Annotated in this window: 7 protein-coding genes; 4 read left to right on the forward strand and 3 right to left on the reverse strand. The window is 40.4% G+C overall.

Features of this window, described 5'->3' with window-relative positions:
• Window positions 1-9 precede the first annotated feature (9 nt).
• The 4 genes from BV902_RS03065 (at window position 10) to BV902_RS03080 (ending at window position 8482) form a co-directional block, all read left to right on the forward strand.
• Window positions 10-966, forward strand: coding sequence for a FecR family protein (locus BV902_RS03065; protein WP_083663456.1), 957 nt, complete (start codon window positions 10-12; stop codon window positions 964-966).
• A 3-nt stretch (window positions 967-969) separates the two neighbouring features.
• Entirely contained in the window at window positions 970-4317 is a 3348-nt protein-coding gene (locus tag BV902_RS03070; RefSeq protein ID WP_075990734.1) for a SusC/RagA family TonB-linked outer membrane protein, read from the forward strand.
• A gap of 22 nt (window positions 4318-4339) precedes the next feature.
• The gene (locus tag BV902_RS03075; RefSeq protein WP_237241931.1) at window positions 4340-5863 is read left to right on the forward strand and encodes a SusD/RagB family nutrient-binding outer membrane lipoprotein; all 1524 of its coding nucleotides are present in this window, start codon (window positions 4340-4342) and stop codon (window positions 5861-5863) included.
• Window positions 5864-6004: 141 nt separating this feature from the next.
• Entirely contained in the window at window positions 6005-8482 is a 2478-nt protein-coding gene (locus BV902_RS03080; protein ID WP_075990735.1) for a phosphocholine-specific phospholipase C, read from the forward strand.
• Between the two features lie 117 nt (window positions 8483-8599).
• Here BV902_RS03080 and BV902_RS03085 read toward each other — a convergent pair whose 3' ends face one another.
• From BV902_RS03085 to BV902_RS03095, 3 genes are read right to left on the reverse strand one after another with little or no spacing between them, the layout of a single operon-like run.
• Window positions 8600-9943: a TlpA family protein disulfide reductase gene (locus BV902_RS03085; RefSeq protein WP_075990736.1), complete on the reverse strand. Its 1344-nt coding sequence runs from the start codon at window positions 9941-9943 to the stop codon at window positions 8600-8602.
• A 12-nt stretch (window positions 9944-9955) separates the two neighbouring features.
• Entirely contained in the window at window positions 9956-11182 is a 1227-nt protein-coding gene (locus tag BV902_RS03090; RefSeq protein WP_083663458.1) for a thioredoxin family protein, read from the reverse strand.
• 45 nt (window positions 11183-11227) lie between these two features.
• On the reverse strand, window positions 11228-12721 hold the full coding sequence (locus BV902_RS03095; RefSeq protein ID WP_075990738.1) for a retropepsin-like aspartic protease: 1494 nt from the start codon (window positions 12719-12721) through the stop codon (window positions 11228-11230).
• Window positions 12722-12904: the final 183 nt, after the last annotated feature.

A 12904-nucleotide genomic window follows, 5' to 3' on the forward strand; every position in this document is an offset into this window, starting at 1 on the left:
TGGGCATAGATGATGAATTCCAAAATAGCTGCTTTATATAAAAAATTCCTTAAGGGAGAACTTAGTCCCGAGGAAAACGCCATATTTCTTGATTTACTGACATCTTGTGACAGGGATGAACTTCCAGGTGTGGAGGAAGTCGTTGCGCTGGACGATCGCGATTGTGAACTAAATAAAACAACTTCCGAGGATATCTTCTTTACGATCACAGGGACCTCGTTGACTCAGCCAGTAATACCTATTTGGAAAAGGCGTTGGTCTGTCATTTCTGTAGCCGCCTGTTTACTGTTGATCGGTCTCGCCTGCCTATTCCAATTTAAATTTAAGGAACAACATGGGACGACAGCTTCTGAAATTGTTTATTATTCCAATCCGACAAAATTTGTTAAGCGCCTTATATTGCCAGATGGTACACATGTTTCTCTTCGACAAGGGGCAGAGATTGAATTGTTGTCAGATTTCGATACAGACAGTTTACGTCGGATAAAGCTTTCTGGGGAAGCATTTTTTGAGGTAGCGAGGAACCCGGAGCAACCTTTTGTTATTGCCAATTCTGGCGACTTTGATGTACGTGTATTGGGTACAGCATTTAATTTAAATTGTTCTGAAGGACGTAGCAGCCTGGTGTTGAATCATGGTAAAGTACGGGTCTCACGTGCCGGACAATATTCTGTTGTTAGTCCCGGTGAGAAAGTCGCCTATGATAAGCAACACAAGCAATTTGATATATCCAAAGCGGATACGAGCACTGCATCGAACTGGAAAAGTGATCTTTTGTCATTTAATCAAGTTCCACTCACGCAGATCGTAGCCGATCTAAATAATCTTTATCCTGACAGTCATCTCGAATTAATCGATTCTTTCCGGACTGAAAGTTATACCGGTTATCTACCGGCTAGCGATTTGGAAAAGTCTCTCAAGATGCTCAATACTGCATTTAATCAAACAATTATCCATAAAAAGTAATTTATGAAAAGAACCAATTACTATTTAAAACTTATGGGAAGTGCGCTGCTCTTACAGTCGCTCGCACTTCATACCATGGCCTCACAATTTTCTACCAGTGAAGGGATCGGGAAAATCCTCACGCGGATGGAACAGAAATTCAACGTCAAATTTGGTTATGACGCTTCGATCTCGAACCAAAAGATCAATGAAGCCGCTGACCTTGATAAATTGAAAAAGGAGCAAATTGTTCAATTTATCCAGACAATTTCAGACGGAAATCTTGAGGTCAAAAAAATTGATGAGAAGCTTTATGTGATATCGAGAAAAACCGGCAACGATACTAAGGTGAAAAACGACAAGCCAGTTTCTAACGCCGCCAAAGAGATCCGAGGTAAGGTTGTCGACCAAGAAACGGGACAGCCTATTGCTGGTGTGACCGTACGGGTTAAAGGGACTGCCATTGCTGTAACTACCGACGGAAGCGGTGTTTTCAAACTGCCAGATACTGCTGACGATGCGATCCTCCAAATTTCCTATATAGGGTATGAAAGTGTTGAAATTTTGTCGACACAAGCAGGGACTATTAAACTAGCCAAATCTTCCGAAGCATTGGAAGAGGTTGTTGTTACAGCGTTGGGAATAAAAAGAGAGCAAAGGGCTTTGGGGTATTCAACTCAAAGTGTGAAGGGAGAAGATTTGACTCGTGTGAAAGGAGTGGATGTCGGAACCACATTGACCGGACGTATTTCTGGTGTACGTGTTATGAATAGTACAGAATTTAACAAAACACCACAAATCGAAGTACGTGGACTGACACCTATTTTGGTCATTGATGGCGTAGCTTACGAAAATATGGACCTCAGGGATGTCCCTGTCGACAATATCCAGGATATGACCGTCTTGAAAGGAGCTACCGCTACCGCCCTTTATGGAAGTAAGGGACAAGGAGGAGCAATCATGATCACGACCAAAAAAGGTCTAGCAGAGAAAGGAACGGAGATTACGGTGAATACCAATAATATGTTCTTTTCAGGCTATCTTGCGTTGCCTGAGGTACAGCATAGCTATTCTTCGGGCGAGTCCGGAAAATTTAACAATGATGATTATGTCTGGGGGGATAAGTTGGATATTGGCCGAACTGCCGAACAATGGAATCCAATTAGCAAACAGTATGAAGTAAGTGAGCTTACGTCAAGGGGTAAGGACAATTTTAAAAACTTTCTGGAACCAGGCTTCATCACCAACAATACAGTCAGCTTTACTAATCAAGGGGACCATGGAAGCATAAGAACATCCATTAATCATATTTATAATAAAGGACAGTACCCCAATCAAAAGTTGAACCTGACAAATATTTCGGTGACAGGAACAACCAAGATCAGCGAGAAATTTGACTTGGAAACTAGGCTTGGGTATAACCGAAGTTCTTCCTCTAATAATTTTGGTTCTGGCTATAATGATCAAGGATACATCTATAATATCTTAGTGTGGACCGGCCCTGAATATAATTTGAAAGATTACAAAGACTATTGGCTGGTGAAAGACCAGTCTCAAAATTGGATGTATAAAGGATGGTATGACAATCCATACTTGATCGCGCACGAAAAAACTACTCCCGAATTAGTCAATAAGGTGAATGCTGCTGTTACCTTGAATTATAAGGTTAACGATTGGGCGAAATTCATGGTGCGATCTGGTTATGATTATTATGGCAAGTCAAGGACTCAGCAAAATCCGATCGGAATATATGGAACACGGGGCGGATTTGAAGATTTTGGTGGATTTGATAGTAAAGGGAAGTATATGAAAGCCGATTATGATGGCTTTGCGACGACGAATGATGCGATCTTTACTGCCAAGAAAAATTTTGGCGACTGGGGAGTTGATGGATTATTAGGGGGGTCTATTTTCTATAGCAAGGATAATAATTTGATCGCGAATACGGTTAACGGTTTGTCAATTCCAGGATTTTATTCATTACGGAATTCAATCGATCCGGCAAAAGCGGTTGAGTCGCGTGTTAAAGAAATGCGGAATGGCCTTTATGGACGTCTTTCTTTGTCTTGGCGAAATGCGATCTTTTTGGAAGCTACTGGACGTAATGATTGGGTATCAACGTTAACGAAGGATCATCGCTCTTATTTTTATCCTTCAGTTTCAGGAAGTGTTGTTGTTACGGACCTACTTCCATCAAAGCCTCTCTGGTTGGACATGTTCAAAGTACGGGGATCTTGGGCTATTACAAAATCTGTACTGAATCCATATGAGATAAATTCAACTTTTACGGTTACAAGCAATGTTTGGAATGGCTTGCCAACAGCCTCCTATCCGAATATTATCAAAGACTATTCGATTTCACCTACGCAACGCGATTTGACGGAGTTCGGGTTTGACTTCGCGGTATTGAACAATCGGTTGTATGGTAATTATACCCGCTACTATCGTTTATTACACAATCAGATTGTCAAAGCTAAGATTTCAAAAACTACAGGATTTGAGGAGCGCTTGATAAATACAAAGGAAGAGGAGATGACTAAAGGGCATGAAATCACATTGGGAGGTACACCGATTAAGCGTGAAAATTTCCAATGGGATATTACGATGAACCTTTCTCAGAACATGCGCTATTTCCACAAGTTAGATCCTCAATATTCAAAAGATGCATTATATGTTAAGGAAGGATTGCGGGCCGATTATATCGAATATAAGGATTGGGAGCGTTCTCCGGATGGACAGATGATACTAAATAGTTCTGGGATGCCAATTTCAGCTCAGTATGCCAATCAATTAATAGGATATACTGCGCCAAAATGGTTTTGGGGTTTTTCAAATCAGTTTCGTTATAGAGACTTCTCATTTGGTTTTAGCCTAGATGGTCGAATTAAAGGGATGTCCTACTCAACAATGAATGGTCGTTTATGGCAGACAGGTTCTCATCCTGATTCAGATACACCATACCGTTATGAGGAGGTGGTTAATGGCAATAAAACCTTTATCGCTCCGGGTGTTAAAATTGTTTCCGGTAGTGTGACCTATGATAAATACGGTCAGATTACAGAGGATACACGTGTATTTGCTCCAAATGATAAAGTGGTTTCATATGAGGGGTATTACAAACGAGCCTATTCAGGCCGATGGAATTATTGGGACGAAACATTCATTAAACTTCGTGAATTGTCGCTTAGTTACCGAATGCCCGATAAGATCGCTTCGAAGTTTAAAGCGAAACGCGCCAGTGTCGGTTTGACTGGGCAAAATTTATTGTTGTGGACCAAAGAGTTCCGTTTCTCAGATCCGGATGTTGGATCTGAAGATTTAAGTTCACCATCGATGCGTTACATTGGTTTCAATATTAACCTTACTTTTTAAAAATTACATGACAAATATGAACATGAAAAGATTATTGACGTATATCACCCTTGGTACTTTGGTGATGTCGACAAGTTGTTCCAAATTTGATGAGATCAATACCAATCCTGAGACACCATCGGTTGTTAAACCTTCCATGTTGGCTACTCGTATAATATTAAATTTGGCACGCCAGTCCTCAACTAAAGGTTTTATGCAGCCTTATATGCTTACCAAAGAGATTGCTTGGACAGAATTAACAGAGGGGTATCAATACAATAGCCTCGGCGAATGGGATATCTCGATGACTTCGATCAACGATGCTCATTTTATGGGAGAGTTTGCAACAAGTGAAAAACTCAAGAACTCATATAATGGTCTGATGTATTTTGCTCGTGCCATGAAGTTTTACGAGGGGACAATGAGTGTTGGAGATATTCCCTATAAAGATGCATTAAAAGGGGAAACGGATAAAGTTTATTTCCCTAAATATGATACTCAAAAAGATGTTTTTCTGGGTATTTTGAACGAGTTGGAGCTTGCAGATAAGCTCTTTTCGGAAGGTGAAAAATTTGATGGTGATCCATTGTTCGCTGGAGATATCACGAAATGGCGCAAATTGGTAAACAGCTTTGCATTAAATGTTCTTATTCAATTAAGCAAAAAAGAAAGTGATGCCGATCTAAAGATAAAAGATCGTTTTAAATCAATCTTGACCAGTAAACCGATCTTTGGTAGTAATGCAGATAATTTTCAGGTCGTTCATGAGGACAAAGCCAGCCAAACTTATCCTTTCTATAAGATTAGTAATAGCTTTGTTATTTATCCTATTGTTTCGACAGAGGTTATTGACCGATTGAAACAATATCAAGATAGAAGATTGTTTTATTATGCGAATCCTTCCGCATTACAGATCACAAACGGCAAACAGTCTAATGATTTTAGCGCGTACATAGGGACAGATCCTTCTCTTTCCTTTAGTGAAATTGCTGAGTTAAAGAAGAAAAATGATTATTCTAAATTGAATGACCGTTATACGGAACTAGTTAGTGGTGAACCAACACAACAATACAGTTATGCACATCTATGTTTTGTGATAGCTGAAGCTGCCGCACGGGGCTGGGTTGCCGAATCGTCCGTTAATTGGTATAAGAAAGGAATTGAAGCCGCAATGAAATTTATAGCGGATAATACGCCGAATACGGCTCAATATACCCATAATATGCCATTGGATGCCAACTACATCAATACAGCAGTAGCAACTTATGGAAATCAATTTCCGGTCGTACTTGAAGCACAACTGGAGGCTATTATGACACAAAAATATTTAGCCAGTTACTTGCAGGGGCGTATGACTCCATATTATGATTACAGAAGAACGGGCTATCCTAAATGGAAAATCAATCCAACATCAAGTTTGAATTCAGTCGCACCGGATAAAATACCGATGCGGTGGCGTTACCCATCATTAGAGTACAATTATAATTCTGCAAATTTGGACGAGGCAATGCAGCGCCAATATAAAGGCAATGATGAGATCAACCAATTGATGTGGCTTTTGAAATAAGTCCTTCGAAAAAAACAATCCCCGTAGATGAGATCAATCGTTTGCGGGGATTTTTGTTAAAAACGTTACATTAAAAACGACAGCGAATGGATATATTCGCTTTAGACCATTGAATTTAGTAGAGAGATAACAAATTTATTTATGGATAGCAGAAGAGATTTTATTAAGAAGGCTTCCTTGTTAGCTGGTGTTTTTGGCTTACAGAGTGCTATGCCAGATGCCATACAACGTGCATTGGCTATTGAACCGATCACTGGAAGTACCTTTTTAGATGCCGAGCATATTGTATTATTAATGCAAGAGAATCGTTCTTTTGATCATAGTTTTGGAACACTTCGTGGGGTTCGAGGGTTTAATGATCCACGGGCGATTAAATTGCCTAGTGGTAACCCTGTATGGTTGCAATCGTCGGCTGCAGGTAACACCTATTCGCCGTTCCGACTGGATATCAAAAATTCAAATGCTGCCTGGACCGGAAATTTACCACATTCCTGGGAAAATCAGATGGCAGCCCGTAATCAGGGAAAACACGATAACTGGATTGAAGCGAAGCGTCCAGGAGGAAAGGTCTTGAAAGAAATTCCGCTAACAATGGGTTATTATACACGGGAGGATATTCCTTTCTATTATGCGTTAGCTGATGCCTTTACCATTTGTGACCAGCACTTCTGTTCGTCCATTACAGGTACAACAACCAATCGCCATTTTTTCTGGACAGGAACCTGCGTACCACACAAAGGAGCAAAGCCATTGGTGCGGAATTCAGATATCTATTTTAACCGTTGGGCACATTGGAAGACTTTTCCGGAACGACTGGAAGAAGCAGGGATCTCCTGGAAAGTCTACCAAAATGAAGTCAGTATAGAAAGTGGCTTAGACGGTGAGGATCTGTTGGGAAATTTTACAGACAATAATTTGGAATGGTTTGCGCAATATCATATTGAATTCAAGAAAAGCCATCTTGATTTTATGCGTAAACGTGTGGCAGAAATACCCGCTGAAATTCAAGAACTTGAAAAGGCATTAGCGAATAATAGCTCTGAGAGTGTCCAAAAAACACAGAATAAACTTAAGCAGAAGCAGGAGCAGCTGAATAGCTACCAAAAACATTTGGCACGTCTTACGGATCATGCTTTTCAGCAGCTTCCTAAAGAACAGCGTACCTTGCATGAACGTGCTTTTCAAACGAATGAGGGTGATTCTTTCTATCGTGAGACAAGCGTGGTGGCACAGGAGGGTGAAAAGATTAGAGTTCCTAAGGGGGATGTTTTGCACCAATTTAGACATGATGTGAAATCTGGGAAGTTACCTGCAGTATCTTGGCTTGTCGCACCACAAAGCTTCTCAGATCATCCGAGTGCACCTATGTATGGTGCTTGGTATGTATCGGAGCTTTTAAATATTCTGACAGAAAATCCCGAAATCTGGAAGAAGACTATTTTTATTCTGAACTATGATGAGAATGATGGTTATTTTGACCATATCCCTCCGTTTGTAGCACCTAACCCAGCAGATCATCGTTCTGGAAAAACTTCACCGGAATTGGATTATAGTGGCGAATATGTGAGTTTAGCCCAGGAGCTTGCCGATGGTGAAGAAAAAAGTAATGCAACGGAAGGTCCGGTGGGGCTGGGCTACCGGGTGCCTTTAATTGTAGCGTCACCTTGGTCAAAAGGCGGTTGGGTCAATTCGGAGATTTGCGATATCACATCGACGATTCAGTTTATGGAGCATTTCTTTGAAAAAAAGTTGGGCAAGCATGTGAAAGAGGAGAATATCAGTTCGTGGCGCCGGGCCATCACAGGTGATTTGACATCGGTATTTCGGAAAGCTGAAGGATCGAATGCTGTTAATTTGACTTTCCTTGATCGGAATCAGCAGATCTATGCGATTGATCAGGCGAAAGCGAAACCATTGCCCAATAATTTTCATGTTTGGTCGAAAGAGGATGTAGCAGGATTGCGGTCTAAAGGTCATTCGAAGCTGTTGGCAAGACAGGAGAAAGGTCAGAAAAACTCCAACGCTCTGGCGTACGAGCTTTATGTTAAGGACTCTTTTGCTAAGGAACACAATCAGATTCATCTGACACTAGAGGCGGGCAATAAGGTATTTGGTAGTAAATCGCTAAACAGCCCATTTAATGTCTATAGTGGACCCAGCTATAAGGAAGGTGTGAGATTTTGGCCATTTGCAGTTGTCGCTGGGCAGGAACTAAGCTTTGACTGGAACTTGGCAGACTTTAAAGATCACCATTACGATTTAACAGTGTACGGACCTAATGGTTTTATGCGCGGATTTAAAGGACAGGAGGAACCCTTATCTGTTGGAGCGACCTATGAAATCGGGAAGAAAGGTTTGTTGACGGGTAATCTTGTACTGGAGGTTCATAATCACGGGGAAAAATCATTCCGTGTACATGTAGAAGATAATGCTTATAGTACATGGAAGAAATCGATTGTACTTGCGGCAGGGAAATCTACGAAGTGGATTGTGGAATCTCATAAAACCCATGGTTGGTATGATGTGACGCTGCATGTTGAGGGAACCAAATTTATACGTCAGTTCGCTGGTCGCGTAGAAACGGGTAACCATTCGAAAACTGATCCTCAGTTGGGTTGATTATGATTCGTTAAGTATTTAAATAATGAGTAGATGACTCATACGCTGACTTTATAATGGAAGATCCCAGTTTTATCTACTGGGATCTTTTTGTATAGGTAGGCTGTAATTCGGTTTTTATTTTTTACTCCATTCTTCGAGTAGTGCCTTCAATTTAGGGTCGCTTGGTCTCGGACTATCGGCTGAGATCAGGTTGCCAGATTTGTCGATGAGGATATAGCGTGGAATCGAGTTGACTTTATAGGCGTCTGATAGGGTATTTCCAGATCCTGCGTTTAATTGGATACCTTTTAAGTTTTTTTCCTTTACATAAGCCTCCCATTTGGGTTTATCTTGATCAACGGAAACCCCAACAAAAGCAACTGATTTGTTTTTGAATTCCTCGTTCAATTTTTCCCAATGTGGTTCTTCTGCACGACAGGGACCGCACCAGGTTGCCCACATATCGATTAAAACAACTTTACCTTTTAGGTCCGCAAGGCTAACTTTTTGACCACTAATATTCGGATAGCTAAACTGAAATGCAGGTACACCAGTTTTTGTCTCTACAAGCTTAGCTTCAACAATCTTTGTACGTTCAATCTGCTCAGGTAAAGTAAAGTATTTTCTATAGGTATTATTCATTTCTTGAAAGTCGCTGTAAGAGCGTGCTCCTTCGAGACGTTGTAGCACATATTGTCCTTTAAGCACATCGGGACCTATCGCAGCAACCTGTTGATCAAATGTCGGTTTCGTTGCCAAGTCTAACTTCCTGTACACCATATTACTCATGAAGCGATCTCCGTAAGGAAATTTAAGAAGCTCAGTTGTGAGAAAGCGATCAGCATTAAATTGCGTATAATAATCGCTCATTTCCTCTTTGCTCGGGTGTGCCGTACGGGGCATGTATAAATAGGAGATGGCATAATAAGCAAAATCGTAATCTACTATTTCAGGGAAGAATTTATCGAAGTTTGTGTTTCCGGTTTTAACTGCTTTTTTGATACCATCGAGTTTTCCTTTGAATTGTTCCACCTCAGGAAAGAAATCTACATAGGTACTCATACCTCCCGGTGTTGTTCCTTTATCATGGAAACTTTTTGAAAGTTTGTCCCAATGATAAAGGGCCTCATTTTCGGGACTATTCTTGCCAATAAGTTCATATTCACTCGGTGTCAATTTTAGCTTGAGTTCTTCACTGCCTTTGAAATAGAAACGGAATAATCCCTGTTGATTTTGTGCGGTTCCGCTACCAATCGAATATAAGCCTTCATACTCTGGTGTAAAACGGAATCCAAATCGGCCAGCAGCATCCGGAATAGCTGTTGCAATTTCTTTTAGTCGTCCATTGAGTACTTTGAATAGGCCTACACGTTTTACTTTAATAGGATCTGTTGTTCCGGTAACATTGCTCGGTTGTTGTGCTAACACAACAATCGATGAAACGAATGTCGTCAATAATAAAATGGTTTTTCTGATCATGATTGAATTGGTTTAACTAAGTGTAAATGGAATAATTTTCTTGATATCTTTCGCTTGAAATAAATCTGGATTCTTTTTGTCTATGGCATCTTTCAAGGCAAGTATTTCTTTTTTTAGTGTGGAATGATTGGAGCTAGACAGATCAGCGTTTAAGAGTGTTTGCACAGATTTTGTTGCGTTTTTAAAGTCTTTTAGATAGTAATAAAGTAAGGTCAAGCGGTAGTTGTCGATGACATCTAGTTGCTGCATACTTTGCTGTTGCTGGTATTCGGCTAATATTTTATTTAGTATTTTAGGCTCCTTTGCTTGGTCTATGATGACTTGTCCCAATGCGTTGCTTCTAAGATCCCAAGTCGTATAAAGATTGAATTGCGTGATCAATTTCAAATAGGTATTGGCATCTTTGGAGCTTGTGTAATAATTGGAGATAAACGTGGGTAAAAAGGTATCCCATAATTTGTCATTAAAAGTTGGACGAATATACGTGAGCATATTTTCTAAGCTGTCCAGCTGTTGCGCAGAACCATATTGTTTGCTTTTCTTTGATGCCATTGCTGAAATTTTATTCCGAAGTAGATTACTACCGTACATCTTGATGAGTTGAGGTAGGTGTGTGTAAACCCAATCGTTGTATTTCGGGAATGAGGTAACGCTATTGGCTAAAAATGCTGTTTCGCCGAAAAGGTCTTTTTGTTGATCCAGATAGCCTTCTAATTCTGCAAAATCGTGCTTCTCATCAGTCTTGATAAACCGCTCACTATAGGGCGCTGGATAGTTATTGTCCAGACTATTATTAAAGGCTAGAAATAATTCGGATTTGCTGCGCTGAACGGCTTCTTTTAACAAGGGGACAAATCGGTCTACCCCAAAGAACCCTGATTCGGTCAATAGCGTTTTTCCATCTGGATTTACAATAACATAAGTTGGGAAACCGGGGGCACCGTATTTTCGGGCCAGTCTTTTGCCGTCCATCTCCTTCATCACGTCGGTTTTGTAGAGAATATAATTGGCTTTGAGTTCACTGACCACAGCAGGGTCTGGGAATACTTGCTTATCCATTTCCGCACAGGGCATGCATCCGACAAAGTAAAGGTCAATAAGGATAAGTTTGTTCTCTTTTTTTGCCAGCGCTTGACAATCGGCATAAGTTCCTTGAACTATTTTTTCCTGCGCATACAACATGCATGACAAGAGCAGACCACAACAGGTTGCGACCATATAAAAGATATTTTTTTTCATCTAATCTGTGTTTTGGGCGATTGTATGTTTAGGGCCTCTCAGTTGTTAAATTGTAATCGTTTTATTGTCCGCAACTGTAATGACAATGGACTGTTCCTTTGCTTTTAGTCTTATTTCTTCAATCAGCATCGGTTTTTTCTTCAGTTGATCTTCGGTGTAATTGTCGATCCTTTGAATTATGGTCCCTGCTTTTAAGCCATCGGGGTTTTCAAGAGCACCTATTATTCCTAAAGCTTTCAGCCGACCAACATTGTCCCATCCAAATTGATAGTTTTTTACCAGAAAGTCTTGCGGGGCGGTATGTAGCTTATTCGGTGAAAAATGGACCTCATTATCTGCTAGATTGATTGTGATATTGTATCTGCTGAGGAGTCGGACACCTATGGATCCGTCAAATCCTGGCTTCCATTGCTCGTTTGCCGAACTACCTCCCATTAGTGTAATGGGTAAACCTTTTACGGCGGGCAGTGGTGAAATAGCAAATTGATAACTGTTACCGGAGAAGGTTGGTGAAGAGACGCCCATGCTTACGGTTGCTGCCTGAGCTTCGGGCTTAAATCCACTAACAAGTAACTTATTTTGGCGTACAAAAGGACGGAAACAGATGAGGTCATAGGATGCTCCGGTATCGAATACAAAATGTCCTGTATACGTTTTGCCTTGTATGATTTCAAGTTGGCCGGGAAGAATCATTACTCCCGCGGGCATTGTAATCGGAACGGTAGTTCCTTTGTCTTTATATTGAAAATCTCCAAAATCATACAGCGAAATTAAGTTTTTGTCGTAATCGATGTGGGTAATAAATTGACGAATCAATGAATTACCAATGATACCATCCCCTTCTTTACCCATTTCTGGGAATATCGCAATACCCTGTCCGTTTAATTTTAAGGTATCTAATAGAATGCTGTTATTGTCTGACACTTGAATTTTGGTATTGCCACCAACCACAGAAGCATTATTCTCTCTTGTGACCTTTAGGCCAATAGCATCGGCTAATTGTTGATTTACAGCCATGCCGTCCGCTCCAGTATCAAACAATAGTCGTAATGGTTTTTCGTACCCGTTGATTTTGACCTGGAGATAAATGGAGCCGTTTTTGTTTTCGAAGGGGATAATAGCACGTAATTTTGTTTTCTCCTTACGTTGCATACCATAGAGTTGGTCAAATAAGGAATGGCGCACTAACTTACCTGATTTGTCGATAAATGCCTCTGTATTAAGCTGTTTATTGGCTCCAGATGTGATGTTCAATTGCAAGGTAGTTCCGTTTGCTGTTTTCTTTTTTGTTATAACTTCAATTTTTGAAACTGGATAATTTTTAACAATTTGGTTCAAACGAAATCTGGCTCCAGCATCTGTATGTCCGGCGATGGAGAAGTTGGGGGCCAATTCTCCAGCTATGAAAGCGGTGTCTTTCTGCTGGAAAGTTTGGAAAAGGGTTTTAGTAAAGGAAGTCCCGGATTGCGCGTGACAATAGAATCCTGTCAACGCATATAATCCAAGCAAAAATGACCTTTTAATTTGTAGATATTGCATAAAATCGCTTATAATCTCTATCACGCCCCTATGCCTATTGGCTTGAAGGATGATTTAATCTCTTTAGTGTATTACAATGGTTATTTAATTATCGACCAAGCTCGCAATCCACTTCGGACTGAAGCTTGTTGAAATTCATACTATTCCCTCAAATCGATATATGGGAATAGTATGAAGAAGAAT

Source organism: Sphingobacterium sp. B29, assembly GCF_001952815.1.
GTDB lineage: Bacteria > Bacteroidota > Bacteroidia > Sphingobacteriales > Sphingobacteriaceae > Sphingobacterium > Sphingobacterium siyangense.